A 24,654-nucleotide genomic window follows, 5' to 3' on the forward strand; every position below is an offset into this window, starting at 1 on the left:
GTACCGCCCCGACTTCCATTATTCGCCGTGCTCACCGGTTGCAAGCGCGGCGCCACGCTACGAGCCAACACGCTCAGGAGCCTTCGCCATGTCACGCTTCAACTGGGACGACCCGCTACTTCTGGAACAGCAGCTCAGCGACGAGGAGCGCCAGATTCGCGACGCCGCCCGGGACTACTGCCAGGAAAACCTTCAGCCCCGCGTGCTCGGCGCCTTCCGCGAGGAGCGCTTCGATCGCGAGATCATGTCCGAGATGGGCGAGCTTGGCCTGCTCGGCGCGACGGTTTCTGAGGCGTACGGCGGCGCCGGCGTCAACCACGTGGCCTACGGGCTGATCGCCCGCGAGGTCGAGCGCGTCGATTCCGGCTACCGCTCGGCGATGAGCGTGCAGTCCTCCTTGGTGATGTACCCGATCGAGACCTACGGTAGTGAAGAGCAGAAGCAGAAGTACCTGCCCAAACTTGCCACCGGCGAGCTGGTCGGCTGCTTCGGGCTCACCGAGCCGGACCACGGCTCCGACCCGGGCTCGATGATCACCCGCGCCGAGAAGGTCGATGGCGGCTACCGCCTGACCGGGGCCAAGATGTGGATCACCAATAGCCCCATCGCCGATCTCGCCGTGGTATGGGCGAAATCCGCCGCTCATGACGACCAGATCAAGGGCTTCATCGTCGAGCGCGGCACGGAAGGCTTCTCCACGCCGAAGATCGAGGGCAAGGTATCGCTTCGCGCCTCGATCACCGGCGAGATCGTGCTCGATGGCGCCTTCGTGCCGGAAGAGAACCTGTTGCCGGGCGTCAGCGGCCTGAAAGGCCCGTTTGGTTGCCTCAACAAGGCGCGCTACGGCATCGCCTGGGGCGTGATGGGCACCGCCGAGTTCTGCTGGCACGCCGCGCGCCAGTACACTCTGGATCGCAAGCAGTTCAACCGCCCGCTCGCCGCCAACCAGTTGATCCAGAAGAAGCTCGCCGACATGCAGACCGAGATCGCCCTCGGTCTTCAGGCGGCGCTGCAGGTCGGCCGGCTGATGGATGCGGGCAACTGGACCCCGGAAATGGTGTCGCTGATCAAGCGCAACAACTGCGGCAAGGCGCTGGACATCGCCCGGCTTTCCCGCGACATGCACGGCGGCAACGGCGTATCCGACGAGTACGGCGTGATTCGCCACATGGTGAACCTGGAGTCGGTCAACACCTACGAGGGTACCCATGACGTGCACGCGCTGATCCTGGGTCGCGCCCAGACCGGTCTGCAGGCGTTCTTCTAACCCGCCCGACGAGGTGCCCCATGAGCGATACGCCCACGCCGCTTGCCGGCATCAAGGTGCTCGATCTCTCCCGCGTGCTCGCCGGCCCCTGGTGCGGGCAGCTCCTGGCGGATATGGGCGCCGAGGTGATCAAGATCGAGCGCCCGGGCCTGGGCGACGATACCCGCCAGTGGGGCCCGCCCTGGCTGGGAGAGCGATCGGGAGAAGGGCTGGGAGACGGGCTTGCCGACAGCTTCGAGTCCGCCTACTACCTGTGCGCCAACCGTGGCAAGCGCTCGGTCACCGTCGACATGGCCAAACCCGAAGGCCAGGCGCTGATCAAGACGCTCGCCCGCGGCGCCGACGTGCTGCTCGAGAACTTCAAGGTCGGCGGGCTTGCGAAGTACGGTCTGGATTTTGAAAGCCTGAAGGCGATCAACCCGGGGCTCGTCTACTGTTCGATCACCGGTTTCGGCCAACATAGCCCCTACGCCCATCGCGCCGGCTACGACTTCATGATCCAGGCCATGGGGGGCCTGATGAGCCTGACCGGCCAACCGGACAGCGCCCCTGGCGGCGGGCCGGTCAAGGTGGGCGTGGCAATCACCGACCTGTTCACCGGCCTTTATGCCAGCAACGCCATCCTTGCTGCGCTCTATGCCCGGCGTGATTCAGGCCAGGGTTGCCATGTCGATCTTTCGCTGATGGACGTGCAGGTGGGGGTGCTCGCCAACCAGGCGAGCAACTATCTCACCTCCGGCCAGATACCCACGCGCCTGGGCAACGCTCACCCCAACATCGTGCCCTACCAGGCCTTCGCCACGCGCGATGGCCATCTCATCGTCGCGGTGGGCAACGACACGCAGTTCCAGCGCTTTTGCCAAGTGATCGGAGAACCGGTGCTTTGCGAGGATGCGCGCTTTGCCACCAACGGCGCGCGGGTGGCGAACCGAGCGCAGCTGGTACCCAGGCTGGAAGCGGCTCTTGCGCAGCGCTCGCTTGACGAGTGGCTGGCCGCGTTCGAGGCGGTCGGCGTGCCCTGCGGGCCGATCAACACCCTCGACCGCGTCTTCGACGACGCCCACGTCAAGGCGCGCACGCTCAAGCAGACCCTGCCCCATCCCCGGGCGGGCAGCGTGGATCTTGTCGCCTGCCCGATCCGTATCGACGGCCACCAGGTCACTGCCGGCACCGCCCCGCCGCTGCTCGGTGAGCACACCGATGGCGTACTCGAGGAGATCGGCATCACGCCGGAGCAGCGCCAGGCGCTTCGCGAGGCAGGCATCATCTAGCCATTTGCCGTTGCATACCTTGCCATACCTTCCCCTTGCGCCCGTTACAGGGCGCTTTTTTTGATTGCAAGCACGGAAACATTTGTTAAAAGCCCGGAGCCTGGATAACGCGTGCCATGTACGCGCTGGCGGCGGGCAACTAGACTGAGTCGACTAGTCATAAAGGACTAGCCCACAGGCGCACGCCAGATGCGCCATTAAAACCAGCAACATCGGCTTGAAAACCAGGAGTTTCCATGAGCAATTGCGCTCGGGTAGAGGGGCACTGCAATCGCTGCGAAGGCGAGTTGCCGTTCGAGTTCACCATGGCATTCCAGCCCATCGTGGACGTGGCGCACGCCAGGATCACCACTTACGAGGCGCTGGTGCGTGGGGTCAACGGCGAGTCGGCCTTCAGTATCCTTTCTCAGGTAACCGAGGGGCTTCTGTACCGTTTCGACCAGGCCTGCCGGGTAAAGGCGATCGAGATGGCCAGCGCCCTGAACATGCAGACCGATCTTTCGATCAACTTCCTGCCCAACGCGGTCTACGAGCCTCACGCCTGCATCCAGGCAACACTCGAGGTGTCCCGGCGTGTGGGCTGGCCCATCAACCGCCTGGTGTTCGAGATTACCGAGACCGAGCGGGTCAACGACCGCCAGCACCTGACCGACATCATCGACGCCTACAAGAGCATGGGATTCAAGACCGCGCTGGACGACTTCGGCAACGGCTACGCCAACCTGGACCTGCTCACCGACCTCGCCCCGGACAAGCTCAAGATCGACCGCGAGATCGTCATGAACTGCGACCGCGACCCGCGTCGCCAGGCGCTCTTGAAGGCGGTGGTCACCCTGGGTCGCGAGCTCGGCATCAGCCTGATCGCTGAAGGCATCGAGACCGAAGCAGAGGCGCTGTGGCTCGCTCGCGTCGGCATCACCCGTCAGCAGGGCTACTTCTACGCCCGGCCGGTCATCGACTCGCTCGGCGAGGACCTCACCCCGCGACTTCTCGCCCTGCGCGAAAAGCTTCACTCCCGGGCCGACCTGGCCAACGCCTGACCGCCCTGCGGTGGCGGGATGTCAACCGCGCTCCTGCGTACTATGCTGACGGTACTATGCTGACGGTACCATGCTAACGGTACCAACACCCATGAGGGACGGCGCGAGGCCGCACGTCCCACGACAGGAGCAAGCCATGACCAATGCCGAGCTCGACAAGCTAAAGCAGAAATACGTGGCCGCGGGTGCGGCAAGCCCCGCCACCGCCTATGCCGCCCGGGCCGAGAACGCCGAGATCTGGGACGCCGACGGCAACCGTTTTATCGACTTCGCCGGCGGCATCGGCGTGCTCAACATCGGCCACCGCCACCCCAAGGTGGTCGCCGCGGTCAAGGAGCAGCTCGACAAGGTCATGCACACCTGCCAGACCGTGATGCCCTATGAAGGCTACGTGAAGGTCGCCGAGAAATTGAGCCAGGTGGTGCCGGTACGCGGCCACGCCAAGGTGATGCTCGCCAACTCCGGCGCCGAGGCGCTGGAGAACGCGGTCAAGATCGCCCGGGCGGCCACCAAGCGGCCCAACGTGATCTGCTTCGACGGCGGCTACCATGGTCGCACCTTCTTCACCATGGCGATGAACGGAAAGGTCGCGCCGTACCAGACCGACTTCGGCCCAATGCCCGGCACCGTGTTTCGCGCGCCTTATCCTGTGCCCTACCATGGCATCAGCGAAGACGAGGCGATTCGGGGGCTGATGATGGCGTTGAAGACCGACGCCGGCCCGACCAATACCGCCGCCATCGTGCTCGAACCGGTACTCGGCGAAGGCGGCTTCTACCCCGCGCCCGCCTCGTTTCTGAAGCGAGTGCGCGACATCTGCGACGAACTCGGCATCCTGATGATCGTCGACGAGGTGCAGTCCGGCTTCGGGCGCACCGGCAAGCTCTTCGCCATCGAGCACAGCGGCGTGGAGCCGGACATCATGACCATGGCGAAAAGCATGGCGGACGGCATGCCGATCTCGGCGATCGTCGGCACCGACAAGCTCATGGACGCCTCCGGCCCCAATTCCCTCGGCGGTACCTACACTGGCAGCCCCACCGCCTGCGCGGCGGCGCTGGCCGTGCTTGAGGTGTTCGAGCAGGAGAACATCCTGGAGAGAAGTCAGGCCCTGGGCGAGAAGCTCGGCCAACGCTTTGGCGAGTGGCAGCAGAAGTTCGACTGCGTCGACAACGCCCGCCACATGGGCGCGATGGCCGCCTTCGAGCTGGTCACCGACAAGGGCAAGAGTGAACGCGCGCCGAACCCGGAGCTGGCCGGCGCACTTTGCAAGAAGGCGCGCGAAGAGGGGCTGATCCTGCTCTCCTGCGGCATGTACGCCAATACCATCCGCTTTCTGATGCCGGTGACCATCGAGGACAGCGTGCTCGACGAAGGCCTCGACATCATCGAGGCGTGCCTGGAGTCGTTGATCTGACAAAGAACCCGCCCAACAAGAACGCCGCCCCTCGGGGCGGCGTTTTCATGTCGGCAGGTTTGGCGCACTCACTTCCGCGGGCGGCGGTCCCCTTCGAGGAAATTCGCCGTGAACACCGCCTTGCCGTGGGTCTCGAAGGACCACTTCATGACATCGTTGAGCGCGCTCATCACCGCGTCGAATTCGCCGAACACCTGGGTGCTCATGCGGTTGGGATGCACCTCGAGGCCGGTGGCTTCCAGGCGTTTGACGACCTCTTTCACCACCGGCTTGTAATCGTCGGCCAGCGGGTAGTAGCTCAGCTGCACGGAAAGATACATGGCGTGCCTCCTTATCGATGTGCCTGGCGAGACTGGAACCGGTGCCAGGCGGCCAGAATGGCGGCGCGGGTTTCGCCGGGGTGTTCCATGGGGAACATGTGCCCGCCGGGAACACGGGTAAGCGCCAGGCCTCGGCGCTCAAGACGGCGAATGCGCGCAGCGGTGAGCAGATCCGAGCGCTCGCCGGCGACGATCTCCACCGGCACCCGCAGCCGCTTGAGGCGCGACGTGAGGTGATCCGGCAGGTTGCGAAAGATCGCCACCTCGACCTCCGGCTCGAAGACCAGCTCCGCCTGGCCATCGTCGAGCAGCCGGGTGCCCGTTTCAACATAGTCGTTGAGCGCCTCCGGCGTAAAGCCGCGAAAAAGCCCCCGGCGGCCGAGCGAGGTGGCCATCGCCTCGCGGCTCGGCCACACGCTGCGCCGCCCCCGGGTCTTGCCCGCCGGCGTGATGCGATCGACGAAGCCGAAACGCTTGGCGGCCTTCATGGCCCAGGCGTCCATGCCCAGCATCAAAGGCGGGTCGAGTATCACCAGGCCCAGAAAGCGCTCCGGCTCGCGCAGCGCGGCCATCATCATCAGTGTGCCGCCGAGCGAGTGCCCCACGCCCAGTACCGGCCCAGCCTTGGGCAGATGGTGATGAAGCAGCTCATCCACCAGATTGGCCCAGTTGCGATTGACCGGGTACTGCGGGTGATGGCCCACCCGTTCGATGGGCTGCACATCGAAATGCTCGGCCAGCGGCGCAAGCAGGCTGCGGTAGCTCGAACCGGGAAAGCCGTTGGCGTGAGCGAAGACGAGCGGAGGGCGCGAAGAGGTCATGGGCGGGCTCGGTATGTCATGGGTCGTTGTTATAAGGCCGCTATCGATCATACAACTGTTTTAATCGCTGCCGGAAGCCGCGTCAATGACCACGTCGGCGGAACATCAAAATAACGCGAGCTGGGTTTGCGGCGCACCGTCGGCCAGGCGATAGCCCACGCCCAGAAGCCGCACAGGACGGGCGCCCCTTGCCCAACCCACGTTCAAGAGTGATTCGAACTGGGCCATGTTGGGCGCGGGGTCGGCGTGCTCCACCGTGGTCTGGGTAAAGTCGTTGAACTTGACCTTGACCATCAGCCCCTTCACCGCCGGCGGCGGGTCGAGCCGGGCGTAGCGCCGCTCCAGATCCTCGAGCAGCGCGGGCAGCTCCTGGCGGCACGCCTCCAGCGTCGGTAGATCCCGCGAGTAGGTCTGTTCGGTGCTGATCGACTTGCGCTCGCGGTGGGTCTTCACCGGGCGCTCGTCGTGCCCCCGGCTCAGCTCGAAAAGACGCTTGCCGAAGCGGCCAAAGTGCTCGACCAGCTCGGTCAGGGGCCGCGCGCGCAGATCCGCGCAGGTGTGGATATCGAGGCTCGCCATCTTCTCGGCGGTGCGCGGGCCCACGCCGTGAATCTTCTTCACTGGAAGCGCAGCGACGAAGCTTTCGACCTCACTCGGTGCGATCACGCAGAGCCCGTCGGGCTTGTTCCAGTCGCTGGCGATCTTGGCCAGGAACTTGTTCGGCGCCACTCCGGCGGAGACAGTGATACCCACTTCGCGGTGCACCTTGTCGCGAATCGCCTGGGCCATCAGCGTGGCGCTGCCCTTGAACTGCGTGACCCCGGAGACGTCCAGAAAGGCTTCGTCCAGGGAAAGCGGCTCGATCAGCTCGGTCAACTCGCGATAGATGGCGAAGACCTGGCGGGCGACCTCCTTGTACTTGGCCATGTCGCCGCGCACGACCGTGAGGTGCGGGCAGCGCTTGAGCGCCTGGCCCATGGGCATGGCGGAATGAATACCGTACGCCCGGGCCGGGTAGTTGCAGGTGGCGACCACCCCGCGCTGCTCGACGCTCCCGCCGATGGCGATGGGAATGTCCTTGAGCGCCGGGTTGTCGCGCATCTCGACCGCCGCGTAGAAGCAGTCGCAATCGCAGTGAATGATCTTGCGCACGGGCGCCTGGTCCTGGGGTCAGAAAACAGAAGCGATAGACTGTAAAAAATCACAGTTTATCACACCCGGGTTCCCATCAGGTGCCGCAGAAAGTGCGCAGCACCTGCTCGCTCTGGGTGGCGGGGGCGGCCAGCCAGCGCGCCTCCTCGGTATCGTCGAAGGGTGCGCTGATCACCGCCAGAAGCGCATGGAACGGCGCGAAGTCACCCTCGTAGGCGGCGTCGATCACCTCTTTCACCCGGTGGTTGCGCGGAATTGCCACCGGGTTGGCCCGGCGCATGGTGGCCACGCGGTCGGCGTCCTGCAAAAGCGCGGCCTCGCGCCACTGCTCGAGCCACTCGCCGAGGGCAGCCGGCGTCTCGGTCAGCGCCAGCAGCGCCTCGCGGTGGCGCTCGTCGAAGGTGCCTGCGTACAGCGTCAGCGCATCGAAGGTGGCGGTCATATCCATGCGCCCCTGGTGCATCAGCGCCTCGAGCGCCTCCATCAGCGTATCCGCCTGCTCGCCGGCGGCCTCCTCGAGCCCGAGCTTTTCCCGGCGCAGCGCCTGGCGGGTCTGCTCGAAGTGGCTTTCGAAACCGCGAATCACCTCGACGGCGAGCTCCACGCCCTCTTCACCCTGCACGTTCATCAGCGGCAACAGTGTCTCGGCGAAGCGAGCCAGGTTCCACTGGGCAACCGCCGGCTGATTGCCGAAGGCGTAGCGCCCGCCCTCGTCGATGGAGCTGAACACCTTGCGCGGGTCGAACTGCTCCATGAAGGCGCAGGGGCCGTAGTCGATGGTCTCGCCGCTGATGCTGGTGTTGTCGGTGTTCATCACGCCGTGGATGAAGCCCAGGCTCATCCAGCGCGCCACCAGCTCGGCCTGGCGGCGGGTGACGCCTGTCAGAAGCGCGAGATACGGATCATCCTGCTTGCGCGCCTCGGGGTAGTGGCGGGCGATGACGTAGTCCGCCAATGCCCGGGTAGTCTGCTCGCCGTGGCGGGCAGCGAACTGGAAGGTGCCCACGCGCACATGGCTCGACGCCACGCGGGTGAACACCGCGCCGGGCTCCGGTAGCTGGCGCGCCACGCGCTCGCCGCTGGCCACCGCCGCCAGCGCCCGGGTGGTGGGCACGCCCATGGCGGCCATGAACTCGCTGACCAGATACTCACGCAGCACCGGCCCGAGCGGCGAGCGGCCATCGCCACCGCGAGAGAACGGCGTGCGCCCGCTGCCCTTGAGCTGGATATCGAAGCGCTGGCCCTGGGCGTCCACCACCTCGCCCAGCAAAAGTGCCCGACCATCGCCGAGCTGCGGCACGAAGTTGCCGAACTGGTGCCCGGCGTAGCCCAGCGCCACGGGCCTTGCCCCCGGCGGCGGCGTGTTGCCGCTGAACCACGCGGCGAGCGTGGCGTCGTCCGGCATCGCGTCGGCACCGAGGCGCCGGGCGAGCGGCGCGTTGAAGGCGAGCAGCGCAGGCGTGGCGACGCCGGCAGGGTCGCAGGCGACCCAGAGCGGCTCGGGAAGCGTGGTGTAATCATGTTCGAATGTCAGCACGGTGGCCTCCGCTTTCAATCCTCGGCATGGGCTAATACCCTAGCATCTGACTCAAGTATAAGGCGATATCATGCCCCTTTCCGACCACGCCCCGCTGCCGCGCGCGTTCTTCGACCGCGATACCCTGCTCGTCGCCCGGGCGCTTCTGGGCTGTCGCCTAGTGCGCCGGGTGAACGGCGAGCTCGTCGCCGCCACCATCGTCGAGACCGAGGCGTACCGCGGCGCGATGGACACCGCCTGCCACGCCCACCGCCGCGAGACACCGCGCACCCGGGCGATGTTCGGCCCGCCGGGCCACGCCTACGTCTATCTGGTGTATGGCATGCACTGGCTTCTGAACATCGTTACCGAGCCCGAGGGCAGCCCCTGCGCAGTGCTGGTACGCGCGGTCGAACCACACGTCAACGAGGACGCCATGCGCCGCCTCCGCCCGGTGAAAAACCGCGAGCTCTCCAACGGCCCAGGCAAGCTGACCCGGGCGCTGGCGATAGACAAGACGCTTTACGGCGAGGACATGACCCGCCCAAGCCAGCTCTGGGTGGTGAAAGGTGACGCCCCCAACACGATTTCCAGCGGCCCCCGGGTGGGCATCGACTACGCCGCCCCGGCGGACCGCGACGCCCCCTGGCGGCTGTGGATCACCGACAACCCGTGGGTCTCGAAGGCGCGCTAGGGTGCAGCCACCGCGTTGCGCTCATCCAGGCGGGCCAGGGCGTGGGCCAGTACCGGGGTGAGCGGCGCGCGCCACTGGTGGGACAGCAGGTGATCCGCCCGGGTCACGCCGAGCGACAGCGACGCCACGGGTAGCCCCAGGGCATGGGCCTCGCGGCAGAAGCGGTAGCCGGAGAACACCATGAGCGAGGTGCCCACGGCGAGCACCCCGCTTGCCCGGGCGAGTGCGGCCTGCGCCTTGAGGCGGCGCTCCTGAGGGACGACATCGCCGTAGTAGACCACGTCGGGCTTCAACACGCCGCCGCAGCGGGGGCAGTCGTAGACGCGAAAACTCGAGAAGTCGGTTTCCAGATCCGCATCGCCATCCGGAGCGTGGGCGGCGTCCATGGCGGCGAAACGCGGGTTCATGCGCGCCATCTCCGCGTGTATGGCGTAGCGCATCATCGAGTAGCCGCAGCGCATGCAGCTGACCGTATCGGCGCGCCCGTGCAGGTCGATCACTCGTTTCGACCCCGCGCGCTGGTGCAGCCGGTCGACGTTCTGAGTCACCAGCATCTCGATGAAGCCGCGCGCCTCCAGCGCCGCCAGCACGCGATGCGCCCCGCCCACCTGGGCACTGCCCAAGGCCTTGAAGCCGATCAGCGCCCGGGCCCAGTAGCGCTTTCGCACATCAAAGCTTGCCATGAAATCGCCGTGCTGCACCGGCGGTGAGCGCTTCCACTGGCCGTTGGCATCGCGGTAGTCAGGGATGCCGCTGTCGGTGCTCACCCCGGCCCCGGTAATGACGAACAGGCGCGGGTGGCGAAGCACGAACGCCGCCAGCGCCTCCCCCGCCGCTTCTACTTCACTGTGGTTTTTAATCTGCGTCAAACGCTCACCCTGGGCAACCGGTTAAACTCTCAACGATACTGTAGGACAATGGCGCGGCATACAACGTGCCCAGCCCGGCGCAAAAAGGAGCCCGACATGCAGCGCGATCACGACATCATCATTGTAGGCGGCGGTATGGTGGGCGCGGCGCTGGCCGCGCGGCTGGGCCAGGCGGGCCGGCGCGTGGGGCTCATCGAGCGCGGCAGCGCCCCGCAAGCCCCCGAGGGCGACTTCGACCTGCGCATCTCGTCGCTGAACAAGCGCTCGCTGGATTTCATCGCGGCGAGCCACACGGACCTCCCCCTGGAGCGCACCTGCGCGTTTCGCCATATCGAGGTATGGAACCAGGAGGGCTCCGGGCACAGCCTGTTTTCCGCCCGCGACAGCGACCTCGAACAGTTCGGCCTGTTCATCGAGAACGTGGCGCTGCAGCACGCTCTGTGGCAGCGCCTGGAAGCGATGCCCTGCGTGACGCTTTACACCGACACCACGATAGTCTCGACCCTGGCCGGGGTAGACGCGCGCATGGTGGAGCTCGACAGCGGCCAGACCCTGAGTGCCGAGCTCGTGGTGGGCGCCGACGGTGCCCGCTCGCAGCTCAGAGAGCTTGCCGGCATCGGCGTGCTGACCCACGACTACCACCAGCGGGCGATGATCGTGAACGTCGAGACCGCCCTGCCCCAGCAGGACGTGAGCTGGCAGTGCTTCACCCCGACCGGGCCGCTGGCCATGCTGCCGCTGCCCGGCCACCGGGCCTCGCTTGTGTGGTACGACAAGGAGGCCGCCACCCAGGCCCGCGAGGCGCTGGACGACGACGCCCTGAAAGCCGCCATCGAAGCCGCCTTTCCCAAGCGGCTGGGCGGCATCACCCGGGTCAACGCCCGGGCGAGCTTTCCCATCAAGCGCCAGCACGCCAAGCGCTACACCGCCAAGCGCCTGGCGCTGATCGGCGACGCCGCCCACGTGGTGCATCCACTGGCGGGCCAGGGGCTGAACATCGGCCTGCACGACGCCGACACCCTCGCCGAGCTGATCCTGAGCCATACGGACGCCGGCGATGCCTCCGCCCTTCAGCGCTTCGAATGGCAGCGCCGGCTCGCCAATCAGGCGATGATCGCCGCCACCGACAGCTTCCATCACCTGTTCACCGGCGTGAAACCGCTGCGCCAGCTGGGCGACTTGAGCCTGCACCTGGCCGAACGCCTGCCGTTCGCCAAGCGCATGATGATGCAGCAGGCCAACGGGCTGAATCCGTTCAAGTGGCGCTAGGCGCCCCGGCGGCGGAAAGTTCGGTGAGCCGCCCCGCCTTGTCCAGGCTGAACTCGGCGAAATCCCGCGCGAGATAGAGCGTACCGGTATAGGCCTCTTGCGCCTCCTGGCGAATCGCCTCGATGGACGACGCCGCCTCGCCGCGAGACTGATAGCGCGGGCTGAAGTGGGTCAGTACCAGATGAGGCAACGCGACGGACTCGGCAAAGGCCGCGACCTGGCCCGCGTAGCTGTGGCGCACCTCGGCGGCCTTGTCGGCCATGGCGGCGGTGTAGGTGGCCTCGTGCACCAGCACCTGGGCGCCCTCGCAGGCGCTCGCCAAAAGCGCCGGGCAGTCGTTGTCTCCGGCTACGACAATCTTGCCCGGCGGCTGTGTCATGCGAAGATATGCCCTGCTTTCGAGTATCTCGCCGTTCCATTCGACGTTCTCACCGTTGTAAAGCTGCCCCCAGAGCGGGCCGCGAGGAACACCTTGGGCGATCAACTTCTCGGTATCGAGGGCTGGCGTCGGCTTTTCGGTAAAGCTGTAGGCGTAGGAATCCACCCCATGGGAAAGGCGCGTCGTGCTCACCTCCAGCGTTTCGAAATCGATGCAGGGCAGCGCCTCGACGAACTGGAACGCCAGACTGAATGACAGCGTCACCTGGGTAGCCTCGAAGGTGGCCAAGAGCCACGCCTTCAGCGCTTCGGGCGCGACGATCAAAAGCGGCTCAACCCGCCCGTTCATCGAGGCGCTGGCCAGAAGCCCCGGCAGCCCGTAGCAGTGGTCGCCGTGCATGTGGGTGATCAGGATCGCGCGAAGCCCATGTAGCGACAGCGGCGTATGCAGAAGCTGGTGCTGGGTGGCCTCGCCGCAGTCGATCAGGTACCACCCCTTGCCCCTGCGCTCGCGCAGCGCCAGCCCGGAGAAATTGCGCTGCTTGGTGGGCGTGCCGGCGGAGGTGCCGAGAAAGAGCAGGTTCATGACGGGTTCTCGTGTGGGTCAGCGCTCACCTCGCAGCGAGGCAGCGTATGAAAGTCGTTCAAAACTCCCGGGGGCTGGCTATGCTGAAAAAGCCGCCGCGACGACCCATGACAACCACAACGCCCCTGCCGGGAGGCCTCATGCAACGCACCTCGCGCTACGCCCTCATGATAGCAAGCCTTGGCCTGCTGGCCGCCCCGCCGGTTTCGGCCTTCGACGGCATTGTCGAGAAACAGCGCTTTCGCCTCGAGAACTTCACCACCCAGGGCGGCGAGACGATCCCGCAGGTGGACGTCGGCTGGGAATCCTACGGCGAGCTCAACGACGCGCGAGACAACGTCATCCTGATCACGCATTTTTTCTCCGGCACCAGCCACGCGGCGGGGCGTTACAGCGACGAGGACGCGCTGCCCGGCTACTGGGATGCCATCATCGGCCCCGGCAAGGCGCTGGATACCGACCGTTTCTACATCATCGCCTCCGACACGCTGGTCAACCTCAACGCCCATGACCCGAACGTGGTCACCACCGGCCCGGCCACGCTCAACCCGGAGACGGGCGAACCCTGGGGCATGGATTTTCCGGTGGTGGGCATTCGCGATTTCGTCGAGGTGCAGCGGGCGCTGCTGGAAAGTCAGGGGATCGAGTCGCTGTACGCGGTGATGGGCGCCTCGATGGGGGCACTGCAGGCCATCGAGTGGGCAAGCGTCTACCCGGAGCGGGTCGAGCGGCTGATTCCCGTGATCGGCAGCGGCGCCACCGACCCGTGGCTTCTGGCCACCCTGGGCACCTGGGCCGCGCCGATTCGCCTGGACGAGCGCTGGAACGAGGGTGACTACTACGACGCCGAGCCGCCGCTCGCGGGCCTGAAGGAGGCGCTGAAACTGGTCACGCTGAACGCCAACCACTGGCGCTGGGCCAACCGCACCTTCGATCGCGCCTGGGCGGACGAAACCCGCGACCCGGCGCAGGAGTTGGATGCCCGCTATGCCATCGAGCAGGCCCTCGACGAGCTTGCCGCCGCCCGGGCCGAGGTGGCGGATGCCAACCACCTGCTCTACCTGGTGCGCGCCAACCAGAGTTTCATCGCTGGCGGCGGCGATACCTACCAGGAAGGCCTGGCCCGGATCGAGGCGCCCACGCTGATGCTCTACAGCGAGCGCGACCTGGTCTTTTCATCGGAGGGCGTGCGCCGCACTGCCCAATTGATCCGTGAAGCGGGCAACGAGGTAACGCTCGAACCCCTGCGAGGCGATCGCGGCCACCTCGACGGCGTGCTGGCCATCGAGCAGGCGAGCGATACGCTGCGGGCGTTTCTCGAGTAGCGGGTGGCGGCGCGTGCTCCGGTCGCGACCCCCTGGCCCGGCGCGCTTCCCTGCCCCGGGTCAAGGCGAAGCCCGCGCGAGTGACTACACTGGTGGAGCGATCCACGTTCCAATCAGGAGAACCACTCATGACCACCAACGAGAAAGTCTTCATCAGCCCCGGCCGCTACGTGCAAGGCGAAGGCGTGATCGCCCGCGCCGGCCACTACGTCTCGAACCTCGGGCAATCGGCGCTGCTGATCGCCGACGACGTGGTGTGGAAGATCGCCGGCGAGGCGCTCAGCAAGAGTCTGGAAGGCGACAATGTACGCTTCGAGCGCGCGGTATTCGAAGGCGAAGCCTCCAGTCGCGAGATCGACCGGCTGGTGAAACTGGGCCAGAAGCAAAAGGCCGAGGTGGTGATCGGCTTCGGCGGCGGCAAGGCGATCGACACCGCCAAGGGCGTGGCGGAGAAGCTCGAAGCCGCCTGCGCGGTCCTGCCCACCACCGCCTCCACCGATGCGCCGACCAGCGCGCTTTCGGTGATCTACAGCGACGACGGCGAGTTCGAATCCTACCGCTTCTACACCAAGAACCCGGACCTGGTGCTGGTGGATACCGGCATCATCTGCAAGGCGCCGCCGCGCTTTCTCGCCTCCGGCATCGCTGACGCCCTGGCCACCTGGGTCGAGGCGCGCGCCGCCATCCGCGCCAACGCCAACAATATGGCCGGCGGCAAGGCTACGCTTTTGGGCGCGACCATCGGCGAGAAGTGCGAAGAGGTCCTCTTCGAGCACGCCCTGCTCGCCTACCAGGCCAACCAGGCGCAGATCGTCACGCCGTCGTTCGAGGCGGTGGTGGAAGCCAACACGCTGCTCAGCGGCCTGGGCTTCGAAAGCGGCGGCCTGGCCGGGGCGCACGCTATCCACAACGGCTTCACGGCGCTTCACGGCGATATTCACGACATGACCCACGGCGAGAAGGTGGCCTTCGGCACCGTCGCCCAGCTGATCCTGGATCAAACGCCCCAGGCGGAGCTGGAAGAGTACCTGGATCTCTACCTGGCGCTGGGCCTGCCGGTGACGCTGAAAGCCCTCAAGCTCGAAGACGTCAGCGACGAGGACTTGTATCGAGTGGCGGAAGCGGCACTGAAGGAAGGCGAATCGAGCCACAACCTGGCCTACGAGCTGAAGCCGCAGCAGGTCGTGAGCGCCATCAAGGCGGTAGATGTGCATGCGCGGGCGTTCATGGAGAAGGTGGGGTTGAGCGAGTAAGACTTGAAAGATCGAGGGCGCTACGTACGTAGCGCCCTTTTTCTTGCCCGCTTGGCTCTTGCTGGAACTTACAGGGCATCACCGACTGGCATTTTCCTCGGCCACCTGGCGTAGCGCATCGACCAGCACCTCGGCGGGCTGGGCGCCGGGAATCAGATAGCGCCCGTCGAGAATGAAGCCCGGCACCGCGTTCACGCCGGCGTCCATGAAGCGCTGCTGCGCCGCACGCACTTCTTCGGTGTACTGATCGGAGCGCGCGATGGCCTCGGCAGTGTCGCCATCAAGCCCCACCTCAACGGCCTTCTCGCGTAGCACTTCAGAGTCTGCCGGGTTCTTCGCCTCGCCGAAGTAGGCCTCGAACAGCGCCAGCTGCAGCGGCGTTTCCTGGTTTTGCGTAGCGGCCCAGGCCAGCACCCGGTGGGCGGCGAAGGTGTTGTTCGCCCGGCGCTCCAGCGCACCGCGAAAGTTCAAGCCAAGCTCCTCGGCCACCTTCATGATCTCGCGCTGAGACTCTTCCATCGCCGCCGCATCCTTGCCGTACTTGCGGCACAGATGCTCGAGAATCGGCTCACCTTCTGGCGGCATGTCCCGGTTGAGCTCGAAAGGCTGCCAGTGAAGTTCGACCTCGATCTCGCCCTTCAGGGTTTCCAGCGCCTGCTCCAGGCGGCAGTAGCCGATGGCGCACCACGGGCAGGCGACATCGGAGACCAGGTCGATTCTGACGGTTTGCATTTTGAATACTCCTGTAGGCGATCAAGCGTTGGGCTTCATGCTACTGCATGAAGCGCGTGACAGCAGCCATAACGAGGAGGCGACGATGGAAAAGGCAACGGTATTCAAGGATAAGCTCGGTCAAACGGTACGCTTTTCTGAAGCCATGGCGTTACCCGAGAACGTTACTCATGTCGAGGTAACCGCGTTGGGTCGCGCGCGTTTGATTATCCCAGCGGAAGAAGATGGGACAGCTGGTTCCATGGGCCAATTGTTACTGCAGACTTTATGAGCGAACGTGAGCAGTCTCTAGATTAGAAAGCGCACGGTTTTGAGCTTAACGCTCGGCTCACCAGCGCCCAAACCGGAGAGGCTTTTGTGGTAAAGTGAAGCGCAGTGGAGCCCACAAAAGCAGCGTAGATTTGGGCGTCTGTGTGAAGCCGCTTGCTATATGCTTACTCGCCAAACTTAAGAAACTCCATTAAACGAACAACCTCCCTTGGCGGTCTATTTAAAGGGGATACAGTTTTAATTGTGACTTTAACTTGACATTTTTTCCCGAGAACACTTTCGGTAGCTTTTACAAACTGCTCTACAGCTTCTTTTGTGGCGGAACCATAAAATAACTTCCCAGCATTATCAGCCAATTCAAATTTCCGGTGCTCAGGTAAAAAACCTACTAGAACACCCTCAATTTCTGTCACGGCTTCATCAATACTTGTAGCTTCTGCTCTAATTTTAGCTCGTTGTATTGATGGACCATCAAGGGTGAAGTCCAGTTCTTTTTCTACAATACGGATTGTGGCTTTGCTTGAATCTAAATTTGAAAAAAAATCACGTAGTGCGATTAATACTCTTGGCTCTAACTCTTCCAATAAAGACTCAAATACGGCATCATCTTGGGCTGCTGAATCTCTAAGTAAAAGAGCAGCCTTATCGATAACATGTGATAACTCAGACGATTCTAGCTGCACTTGCTCGCTCATTTCATCAAGCACAAACCCGAACGAACCTCTCGCAAGACCTGTAACCATCAATTCTGAATTAGCCTTAAAGGGAATCCTTCCTCTCTCACCTAGATCGCCAACTTCACTATTAGCAAAAATTTTAGCGATTAAGTTTTGAAACTGTTCTAACGCAACGCCAGCAAATTCTGCAGCAATCCCTTTTGACCCAAGAACAGGCTGACCACCGAAAAATAGAGCAACACTCGCACTATTATCTGTTAATATTTTCTCTTTGAGCGTTTCTAACTTATTCGACAACTCAGTAATTCGGTATTCAAGTTGCATTTCGCCAACGATATCTCCCGATTGGCGCGCACTAGAAAGCAATTCATTAAGTGTTGCAATTTCAGAAGACAGGCTATTGATACTTAGCTTCTTAGGCATCACCTTCCTCCCTTTCCAAAATTTCAAATGCGTTGTCATCCTCACATGCAATAGGTATTTCGACCATGCCCTTCCATAGGTAGGAATCGCGTTGATGTGAAAATAACCCGAACCAATACCTAGTATTGCTGACAACGTGTATAGGGTGAGTATTCAAATCCACAAAATATGCATCACATTGATATTGTGCCTTCGACTTGCTCGGAAGAAAAAGGTCAGTATTTCCAGTCACTATTCCTTGCCATTGATCTAAGTCATTAGTTGGTCGGAAAGCAAAAGTAACTAGATCAACATCAGCAGGTGGCCGACCGCGACTTATCTCTACGTTCTCTACAAAGCTACCATCAAGCCACTGGAAACCTTCTAAAATACCGACTTTCCTAAGCTTTTTTCGATATTCTAGTAATCCCCGAAGTATAGCTCTCCTTTCAGGAGAATGAGCATAACGAAGAACAAATTCAGAAATTGTCGCTTTATACGGAGCCATACCAGCGCGATCGGTTGGCCCTTGATCTGGAATAAATGGAGGCAAAACTCCTGATTGATTTAATTCTGGTATCACTCTTCAATCTTCCTATTATCTCTCAGGTAGTCTGAACACATTACAGTGATTATACAGTCGACTACATAACCCATAATGAATGTGCTAGCACATTCATTATGGGTTATGTAGCCACCTTAATCGAATCTACCTCATTGAATTGGTTAAAAGCAAAGAAAATTTCGGCTATATATACAAGATTCGCGTGCCCGGTCTCTGTTCTTGCTCATTCACTTGCTTACAGCATTGCCCCACGGCCATCCCCCTACGTAGCGGGCTCGTTGAGCCAACCACTCCAGCTCAGACACTAGTCGTACCTCACCCAAGCCTCACCTCCACCATCCCCCCCTCGAACCACTGCTGCCGAAGCCCGCGCTGCTTCTCCAGCAATACTAAATAAGGCGCCAGCGGGTGCTGCGGTTCCAGCGTCATATGCAGTTGCCGCAACCGCCGCTGGAACGGGAGCTGTTCGGCGGGCTGGTGTAGCGGGGTGGCGTGCTCGGTGAGCCATTCGATCTCGGGGAGCAGCAGGTGGGTGGCGCCACTGTCGAGTGCCAGCGTGACGCCCTTGGCGTCGAAGTCGCCCAGGTACAGGTGCGGGCGGCGGGTCTTGCGCCAGGTGTCGGCGAGGTGGGCGAAGCCGCCGCCGTAGTGGCTGTCGCCCCGGTAGGCGATGAGCGGCTGGGCGAAGCCCTTGAGCGCGGGGATGTCGGGGTCGAAGGTGTAGAAGCTGTCCAGGTTTTCGACTTGAACGAGGGCGCCGAAGGCGGCCAGGGTCAGGTGTCTCAGGTCCACATCCAGAATGCTGCGCGGCTCCCGGCCCACCCCCTGCGTGGGCCGGGGCGGGGTGTTGAGCAGTACGCGCCAGGCGCGGGGGCCTTCGCGGGTGGCCTTGGCCTCCTCCACGCCCTCCTTCGCCTGGGCGGCGCTGGGCAGGCCGCTCAGCGCGCGGCCGAGCGGTGCCAAGTGGGCGCTTTCCAGCACCGAGTCGATCTGGGCCAACAGCGCGGCATCGAAGCGAAGCGCCTGGCTTCCCAGGCGCGGGCCCAGGTCGATGTCGTGTTCGCGGCACCAGGCCACCACGTCGCCCACCCACTGGCGCCGGGGGCGCTCCACGCTCGGCTGCTGGCGAAGCAGGCGCTGTACCTCGTTGAGCCCGGTGCGGGCGCGGCCGGTGAGGTTCATGGCGCGGCCGCCAGTGTGAGCGCCACGTCGCGAATCAGGCGTACGTCATTGTAGTCGCCGGCCTTCTCTTCTTCGGCCTGCAGGATGAAGGCGCGCTGTTCGCTGCGCGGCAGGCCCTGGTACTCGGCGATCACCTGGAAGAGCCAGATCTCGTCGCTCCACTCATGCGGGCTCTCTTCCAGGTAGCGCAGCGCGCTGACCGGCGCCGAGCCGGCGGCGTCGACCACGTCGAGGTAGAAGGTTTCCACGTCCTCCTTCAGCGCCTGCTGGCGGGCGGCCACGGCGGCGTCTTCCCGGGCGTGGGCGGGGCTGGCGGCGGTGGCGGCCTGGGCCGGGCGGCGCGGGGCGGGAATGGCTTTGAACAGCGCGCCGAGCGCGTCCACGTCCTGGGCGCGGTCCAGCGCGGCGGCGCCGGCGATGGGCATGGCGGCGGCGCGGTTGAACAGCGCCGGCACCTCTCCGCGCCCGGTGTAGTGGCCCGGGGTGAAGTCCGGGCGTTCGCGCAGAAATGCGGCCATGCCGGCCACCAGGCGGCTGGGCGCCTGCATCTGGCGAAAGCGCGCCATCAGTTCGATCAGGCGGTGCTGCACCTCGCGCAGGCTGGTGTAGTGCTGGCTGGTCTGCTGCTGAAGCTGGCTGATGAGGATCTTGCGCAGGGTACCGTCGCTGCCGACCAGGTCGATCAGCTCCTTGAAGTCGACTAGCTCCAGGCCGTCGAGCAGGCGTACCACCTGTTTCTGGGCGCGGTCGTTCTCGCGCACCTTGTCGCTTAGCTGGCTGACGAAGCCGAAGTCGCTGTTGAGCCGCTGCCAGAGGCTGTCGATGGCATCGAAAAAGCGCCCGTTCATGTCGTCCACCGCCTGGCGCAGGCGGGTGAGCTGGCGCTCCTGGTGCCAATAGTCCGCCCGGCTGCTGGCCTCGCGGTAGCCGCCGACCAGGCTTCGAATCAGCTCCAGCGCCTCGGCCACGTCGGCGTTGACGTGGCGGCGGGCTTCATCCGCGGTCATCTCGGCGATCAGCTCGCGCACCTTGGGAGTCAGCTTGACGCCGCCCTGCTCGTCCGGGCGCCACAGGATGCGCGCGGCCAGAAGCTTGCGCAGTGCCTGGGTGCTGAGCTCACCAAGCGGCACCTCGTCTTCCACGTAGCCCTGCATCAGCGCCTCGGCGTGCTTGCCGAGCAGCGCCAGCCGCTCGACGCCCTGGGTCATCAGCCGGCTCTCCAGCGCCGGGGGCGTGGCGGGTTCGCTCACAGCAGCGTCTCCTGGGCGTCGGCGTCGTCCAGTACCGGCAGGCGCTCCTCGTCGCGGATAAAACGCACGATGTCGAGCAGGTACTCCACCTTGCCGGTCACCAGATACACCTGGCGCTCGGCATGGGGCTGCAGCAGGTAGCCGTGCTCCTTCAGGCGCTTGAACACCTGCTTGAGCTGAGCGTCGAGCTGGTCGCTCTGGGAGCCGAAGAAGGTATCGCCGGCCACTCGTTCGATGCGCTCGCGAAGACTGGGGTTGTCTTCGCTCCTGGCCTGGAGCTCGCCGGGCTTGAGCACATCGCCCGGTGCCGGCACGCTGTCGCGACCCAGCGCTTCCTGTACCAGCTGCAGCCACTCCAGCAGCGGCAGCAGGCTGTGCACGGTGTCGCTGAGCTGGCGGGTGAGCTGTTCGCGGGCGGCGTCGTCCAGCTGGCGCCAGGCCAGAAAGTAGACGCTCTGGTCGTCGTTGGTGGCCAGGCGGCGGTTGAGCGGGCGAAGGTAGGCATCGAAAGCCTCGCGCAGGGCGTCATCTTGCAGCCGCTTGAAGGCGGCCTCGTCGCTCACCGCGCAGACGAACTCGCCGGCCAGCAGCCGCTCCAACAGCGGGCCGTGGCTCAAGAGCGGGGTGTGGACGGGGCTTGTTTGAACGTCATCGCTCATGCGCTGACCTCCTCATCTCTCGCTTTGAGCCGCTCGGCCAGGCGGCTAAGGCGCGGTTCGATACGCTTGAGCCGACGCACGCCGGGGTCAATGGCATCGCGGTCGATAAGGTAGCGGTTGTGGAAAAGCAGCAGCACGTCGGACTCCGGGTTGGGGAAGGCGCCGACGATGTGGATGCGGTTGCTGTCGCAGGCCTCGAACAGTTTTTCGACGTTGTGGTAGGCGAGCGTTCCGATCTCGTCGATCGGCCAGTGGATGGCGATCTCGGCGCGCCCGCGCAGAAGCCTTGTGAAGGCGAGCAGGAACTTGCACAGAATCAGGTAGGCCATGCCGTGGCTGGAGGATTCGAGCAGCTGCCGGTCGCTTCTGATGACGAGATCCGTGCCGCCTTCGTTCAAGTGCAGCTCCAGGCGCAGCAGGCTCTCGAAGCTGTAGGGCTGGTCGTGGCGCAGCAGGTCGGCGACGTCTCCCAGGGCGTCGAGGTAGTCGTCGCTGGGCAGCGGCTGCTGCGAGCTTTTCCACTCCTTGTAGCACTGGGCGAAGCGCTTGAGCGGCTCCCAGAAGCCCAGCTCGTCGATGGTGGACTGGATGCGCACCTCGGCCTTCTTGATGCCGTCGAGGGCCAGGTCATCCGCCACCTCGTCGGAAAGGCGCTTGCTCTGGGCGCTGATGCGCCGGTTCAGGTCGCTGAACACGGTGAAGAACTTGTCCAGGTCATCGCTCAGGTTGCGCCCCTGCTGCACCAGCTGCTGTTGCTGGTCTTCCAGCAGCGTGAGCATGCCAGCCAGAAGCGGCAGCAGCGCCCGGGGTTCGTCCGGGTCATCGAGCCTTTCGCGCTCGCGCTCGAGGGCATCGACGAAGCCTGCACTGGCACCCTTGACAAGCTGGCCTTCGATCTCCTGGCAGCCCTTGCGCAGCGCGTCACGCTCTGCTTCACGCTGTTTGAGCGCCTGGCGGGTGCGGGTGATGCGCTCCCGGGCATCCCCCGGCGGCTCGCTCAGTGCCTTGGCATCCGCAGGCAGCGCCAGCTCGTCGAGCTGGCGGGTCAGCGGCTTGAGTTCGTCGAGCAGCGCGGTCTGCTCATCACAAGTGGTTTTCAGAACGCTCATGTGGCGCTCGTGCTCCGCCTTGGCGGCCTTGAAGGTCTGGCGCTGCTCCTGGCGCTGGCGCTCGATCTCGCTCACCTCGCGGGTCAGGCGGCTCTCCTGCTCGGTCAGTTCCGGCTTGCGCTGGCCCCAGCTCACGCGCATGAAATAGCGGTAATGCTCGAGCTCCTCCTGGCGGGCTTGGGTAGTGCGAATGTGGGCCTCGAGCTCGCTGAGGCGCGCCTTGGTCTGCTTGACGGTGACCGGGTCGACTCCCTGCTCTTCCAGCGCCTGCTCGAAGGCCGCTTCCACCTCGCGGCACTGGCGCTGGTGGTCGGCCTTGAGCACGCCCAGGGACTTGCGATACTGTTCGAGTCGGCGCTCGAAGCTGGCCTGCTGGTGCTGGGCATCGGCCTCGAGTTCGAGCTGTTCGGCGCGAAGCGCGCCATGCAGCGCCTCCAGCGCCTCGTCGCGCTCCTCCTTTAGCGCCTGGTGCAGCGCCTGCTGCTCGTCCAGCGCCGCCTGGCGGGCGCGCTGGCGCTCGCGCTGGGCCTCCACATGGCGGGCCTGGCACTGCCGGAGAGCCTCGGCGGCGTACTCGAGCTCCTCGTCATGACGCTTCACCGCCTGGTGGACCCGGGCGAGCGCCTGCTCGGCGGCCGCTACCCTCTCGTTCTGGCGCTTTAGCGTCTTCTCGGCGCTGGCGAGTGCGACCTCGGCGCGCAGCACGGCTTCCCCCGCCTCGTCGATGGCGGCGAGCAGCTCGGCTTCCGCCTGGGCGTAGGGCGGCGCGTCGATCGCCAGGGTATCGAGGGCGATGCCGAACAGGTCGTCGCTGCCGGGCTCGACGCGGGTGGGTGACAGGTCGCGTCGCTCGAGCAGTGCCGGGGCGATCACCTTGCCCAAGTGCTGCTCCCAGCCTGGGGCGTGGTAGCGCAGAAAGTGACGCAGCGTGCCCTGGGCCGGGTCGCGCTGGCGCTCGAGCTCGCGGCAGTGCTCCTGGGCGTGCTGCTCTGCCTGGCGCGCTTCGCGGTGGGCCTGATCGACGGCGTCGCGCTCGCGCTTGAGATCGCTCAGCTCCTGGCGCAGGCTCTCCTGCTGGCTGGCGGCGGCGTTGCGCTCGGCCTGGGCACGGTCGACGCGGCTCTGGGCCAGGGCGGCTTCCTCGCTTTCTTCGGTGGTGGGGCCGCCGTGGTCGAGTGCTGACTTGAGCACCGCCAGCTGTTCGGCAAAGTGGGTCAGCCGCCCCTGATACGTGGTCTCCAGCGCCTGGCGGTCGCGCTGGTAGCGCTCGTCGCGCTGCTGCTTGGCTTCCCAATGGCGTTCGCGCCGGGTGGCCTTTTCATCATTCAGCGCATCGATCAGCGCCTGGGTCTCTTCGCTCTGCCGGGCCAGGGTGTCGCCCAGCTCGCGCAGGCGCTCCTCCTTCTGCGCCTGGCTCGCCTGCACCATCTCCTGAAGGTCACGCAGGTGTTGCTTGTACTGCTCGTAGCGTTCGCGGGCCTGGGGAAGTGCGGTGAGCGCCTCTTCAAGGGCCGGCATGTCGGCGGCCTCGAAGGCCTCGAACTGCTGCTGCAGGTCGTCGAGCTCCCGCTGGGCCTGCTTGAGGGCGCTGTCGGCTTCGCTGAAGCGGTCGTTGAGGGCATCCCGGGCCGCCTCGAAGCGGTGGCGCTCGATGTCGAAGTCGCGCTGGCGTTCGCTGCGCGTCTGTTCGGCCTCCGCCAGGGTGCGCTCGGCGCGGTGCTGGTCCGCCGCCAGCTGGGGCTTGAGCTGCCACAGGGCGGTGTCGAGGTGGGCAAGATCGCGCTCGATGCCTTCAAGGCGTGCAAGCGCACGCTGCAGCGGCGCCAGGCGCATCGACTGGCGCATCTGGTCGATCCACTCCCGCGCCTTGGCGCCGCGGATGCGGGTCACCGGCAGCTCCACGCCATCCTCTTCGAAGATCGCGGCCAGCATGGTCTTGAGGGTATCCATCTTGCCCTCTTTGGCGTGCACCGCCGAGACCAGCTTCTCGATATGGCGAATGCGGTTCTCCGGCGCCACCAGGCTGTACTGGGCGGCGAGCTGGCGAAGCTTCAGCGCCTCCTTGCGGTTGCCGTGCAGCGCCATGCCTGGCGTGGGCGTGAAGTCGTTCTGGATCACCGCGCGGTACTCGGAAGTGGCGGACAGCTTGGCGGAAACGCTAGTGCCGCTGCGCCGCAGGCCGCTCGCCCAGTCGGCGTACTCCCGCGCCTCGATGCCGTTTTCGCCTTCGACGAGGTAATCTTCGGGGCGGTAGGGTGCGGCCACGAAGCGGTACTCGACGCCGCCTTCCAGCCTGCGCGTCAAGACCGCCTGGCAGAGGCTGCCGGCTTCGCGGCGATACTCGTACACCAGGTAGCTGTTGCGGTGCGGCAGGTAGAAGGCATCGAACTTGCGCCGCGTGCGCGGCACCACCTTGTTGGGCAGCTCGCCGTAGAACACCGGCACCAGGCGTTGCAGCGTGGTCTTGCCCGAGGCGTTGGTGCCGCAGATGTTGGTGTGGCCATCCACACTCAGCTCAACCACGCCGTCCAGGTGGCCATGAATCATCACGATGCGTAGCAGGTGGGCCATGCGGGTCCTTGATCGATGAAACTCTGAAAGCGCTATCTTGCCAGACCCGCGCGCCCTCG

Annotated in this window: 22 protein-coding genes; 9 read left to right on the forward strand and 13 right to left on the reverse strand. The window is 64.6% G+C overall.

Annotated features, from left to right (window positions below; genetic code table 11):
• Nucleotides 1-88 precede the first annotated feature (88 nt).
• The 4 genes from GEV37_RS07550 (at nucleotide 89) to gabT (ending at nucleotide 4,995) form a co-directional block, all read left to right on the forward strand.
• Entirely contained in the window at nucleotides 89-1,267 is a 1,179-nt protein-coding gene (locus GEV37_RS07550; protein WP_227389616.1) for an acyl-CoA dehydrogenase, read from the forward strand.
• A 20-nt stretch (nucleotides 1,268-1,287) separates the two neighbouring features.
• Nucleotides 1,288-2,538 carry a CaiB/BaiF CoA transferase family protein gene (locus tag GEV37_RS07555; protein WP_227389617.1) on the forward strand — a complete coding sequence of 417 codons (1,251 nt, stop codon included), beginning with the start codon at nucleotides 1,288-1,290 and terminating at the stop codon, nucleotides 2,536-2,538.
• Nucleotides 2,539-2,774: 236 nt separating this feature from the next.
• Nucleotides 2,775-3,578 (forward strand): EAL domain-containing protein, encoded by an 804-nt coding sequence (locus GEV37_RS07560; RefSeq protein WP_227389618.1) that lies wholly within the window; start codon nucleotides 2,775-2,777, stop codon nucleotides 3,576-3,578.
• Nucleotides 3,579-3,714: 136 nt separating this feature from the next.
• Nucleotides 3,715-4,995, forward strand: coding sequence for a 4-aminobutyrate--2-oxoglutarate transaminase (gabT, locus tag GEV37_RS07565; protein ID WP_227389619.1), 1,281 nt, complete (start codon nucleotides 3,715-3,717; stop codon nucleotides 4,993-4,995).
• Nucleotides 4,996-5,063: 68 nt separating this feature from the next.
• Here the strand turns inward: gabT and GEV37_RS07570 are convergent, their stop codons facing one another.
• The 4 genes from GEV37_RS07570 to GEV37_RS07585 form a co-directional block, all read right to left on the reverse strand.
• A complete protein-coding gene (locus GEV37_RS07570; protein WP_227389620.1) occupies nucleotides 5,064-5,315 on the reverse strand; it encodes a YkoF family thiamine/hydroxymethylpyrimidine-binding protein in 252 nt (83 codons plus the stop codon).
• Between the two features lie 11 nt (nucleotides 5,316-5,326).
• Nucleotides 5,327-6,136 (reverse strand): alpha/beta fold hydrolase, encoded by an 810-nt coding sequence (locus GEV37_RS07575; RefSeq protein ID WP_227389621.1) that lies wholly within the window; start codon nucleotides 6,134-6,136, stop codon nucleotides 5,327-5,329.
• A 105-nt stretch (nucleotides 6,137-6,241) separates the two neighbouring features.
• Nucleotides 6,242-7,288 (reverse strand): DNA polymerase IV, encoded by a 1,047-nt coding sequence (dinB, locus tag GEV37_RS07580; protein ID WP_227389622.1) that lies wholly within the window; start codon nucleotides 7,286-7,288, stop codon nucleotides 6,242-6,244.
• 76 nt (nucleotides 7,289-7,364) lie between these two features.
• The gene (locus GEV37_RS07585; RefSeq protein WP_227389623.1) at nucleotides 7,365-8,825 is read right to left on the reverse strand and encodes a protein adenylyltransferase SelO; all 1,461 of its coding nucleotides are present in this window, start codon (nucleotides 8,823-8,825) and stop codon (nucleotides 7,365-7,367) included.
• Between the two features lie 70 nt (nucleotides 8,826-8,895).
• Here GEV37_RS07585 and GEV37_RS07590 point away from each other — a divergent pair, with 70 nt between their 5' ends.
• Nucleotides 8,896-9,498, forward strand: a complete 603-nt coding sequence (locus tag GEV37_RS07590; protein ID WP_227389624.1) for a DNA-3-methyladenine glycosylase — start codon at nucleotides 8,896-8,898, stop codon at nucleotides 9,496-9,498.
• On the opposite strand, the gene GEV37_RS07595 is transcribed toward GEV37_RS07590, so the two are convergent.
• Nucleotides 9,495-10,367: an NAD-dependent protein deacetylase gene (locus GEV37_RS07595; RefSeq protein ID WP_227389625.1), complete on the reverse strand. Its 873-nt coding sequence runs from the start codon at nucleotides 10,365-10,367 to the stop codon at nucleotides 9,495-9,497. The genes GEV37_RS07590 and GEV37_RS07595 overlap by 4 nt on opposite strands.
• A 96-nt stretch (nucleotides 10,368-10,463) precedes the next feature.
• On the opposite strand from GEV37_RS07595, the gene GEV37_RS07600 reads away from it, so the two are divergent.
• Nucleotides 10,464-11,636 (forward strand): UbiH/UbiF/VisC/COQ6 family ubiquinone biosynthesis hydroxylase, encoded by a 1,173-nt coding sequence (locus GEV37_RS07600; RefSeq protein ID WP_227389626.1) that lies wholly within the window; start codon nucleotides 10,464-10,466, stop codon nucleotides 11,634-11,636.
• On the opposite strand, the gene GEV37_RS07605 is transcribed toward GEV37_RS07600, so the two are convergent.
• Nucleotides 11,623-12,600: an MBL fold metallo-hydrolase gene (locus GEV37_RS07605; protein ID WP_227389627.1), complete on the reverse strand. Its 978-nt coding sequence runs from the start codon at nucleotides 12,598-12,600 to the stop codon at nucleotides 11,623-11,625. The two genes, GEV37_RS07600 and GEV37_RS07605, sit on opposite strands and share 14 nt — an antisense overlap.
• A gap of 140 nt (nucleotides 12,601-12,740) precedes the next feature.
• Between GEV37_RS07605 and GEV37_RS07610 the strand changes: the two genes are divergently transcribed.
• Together GEV37_RS07610 and GEV37_RS07615 are read left to right on the forward strand one after the other, a co-directional pair.
• Nucleotides 12,741-13,925 (forward strand): E22 family MetX-like putative esterase, encoded by a 1,185-nt coding sequence (locus GEV37_RS07610; RefSeq protein WP_227389628.1) that lies wholly within the window; start codon nucleotides 12,741-12,743, stop codon nucleotides 13,923-13,925.
• Between the two features lie 128 nt (nucleotides 13,926-14,053).
• Nucleotides 14,054-15,178 (forward strand): glycerol dehydrogenase, encoded by a 1,125-nt coding sequence (locus tag GEV37_RS07615; RefSeq protein WP_227389629.1) that lies wholly within the window; start codon nucleotides 14,054-14,056, stop codon nucleotides 15,176-15,178.
• Between the two features lie 78 nt (nucleotides 15,179-15,256).
• Here GEV37_RS07615 and GEV37_RS07620 read toward each other — a convergent pair whose 3' ends face one another.
• Nucleotides 15,257-15,910 (reverse strand): DsbA family oxidoreductase, encoded by a 654-nt coding sequence (locus GEV37_RS07620; protein ID WP_227389630.1) that lies wholly within the window; start codon nucleotides 15,908-15,910, stop codon nucleotides 15,257-15,259.
• Between the two features lie 85 nt (nucleotides 15,911-15,995).
• Between GEV37_RS07620 and GEV37_RS07625 the strand changes: the two genes are divergently transcribed.
• On the forward strand, nucleotides 15,996-16,181 hold the full coding sequence (locus tag GEV37_RS07625; protein ID WP_338035115.1) for a hypothetical protein: 186 nt from the start codon (nucleotides 15,996-15,998) through the stop codon (nucleotides 16,179-16,181).
• 163 nt (nucleotides 16,182-16,344) lie between these two features.
• Here GEV37_RS07625 and GEV37_RS07630 read toward each other — a convergent pair whose 3' ends face one another.
• The 6 genes from GEV37_RS07630 to GEV37_RS07655 all read right to left on the reverse strand — a co-directional run bounded on the left by GEV37_RS07630 (nucleotide 16,345) and on the right by GEV37_RS07655 (nucleotide 24,595).
• Nucleotides 16,345-17,280 (reverse strand): hypothetical protein, encoded by a 936-nt coding sequence (locus GEV37_RS07630; RefSeq protein WP_227389631.1) that lies wholly within the window; start codon nucleotides 17,278-17,280, stop codon nucleotides 16,345-16,347.
• Nucleotides 17,273-17,842, reverse strand: coding sequence for a DUF6932 family protein (locus GEV37_RS07635; protein WP_227389632.1), 570 nt, complete (start codon nucleotides 17,840-17,842; stop codon nucleotides 17,273-17,275). Before GEV37_RS07635 ends, GEV37_RS07630 begins: the two co-directional genes overlap by 8 nt.
• A gap of 297 nt (nucleotides 17,843-18,139) precedes the next feature.
• Complete coding sequence (locus GEV37_RS07640) at nucleotides 18,140-19,006, reverse strand: DUF7281 domain-containing protein (protein WP_227389633.1); 867 nt, start codon at nucleotides 19,004-19,006, stop codon at nucleotides 18,140-18,142.
• A complete protein-coding gene (locus GEV37_RS07645; protein ID WP_227389772.1) occupies nucleotides 19,003-20,214 on the reverse strand; it encodes a hypothetical protein in 1,212 nt (403 codons plus the stop codon). Before GEV37_RS07645 ends, GEV37_RS07640 begins: the two co-directional genes overlap by 4 nt.
• Before the next feature lie 38 nt (nucleotides 20,215-20,252).
• The gene (locus tag GEV37_RS07650) at nucleotides 20,253-20,915 is read right to left on the reverse strand and encodes a hypothetical protein (protein ID WP_227389634.1); all 663 of its coding nucleotides are present in this window, start codon (nucleotides 20,913-20,915) and stop codon (nucleotides 20,253-20,255) included.
• Nucleotides 20,912-24,595: an ATP-binding protein gene (locus tag GEV37_RS07655; RefSeq protein ID WP_227389635.1), complete on the reverse strand. Its 3,684-nt coding sequence runs from the start codon at nucleotides 24,593-24,595 to the stop codon at nucleotides 20,912-20,914. The genes GEV37_RS07650 and GEV37_RS07655 overlap by 4 nt, the downstream gene beginning before the upstream one ends.
• Nucleotides 24,596-24,654: the final 59 nt, after the last annotated feature.

This window comes from Vreelandella malpeensis (genome assembly GCF_020622355.1).
In the GTDB taxonomy this organism is placed as follows: domain Bacteria; phylum Pseudomonadota; class Gammaproteobacteria; order Pseudomonadales; family Halomonadaceae; genus Vreelandella; species Vreelandella malpeensis.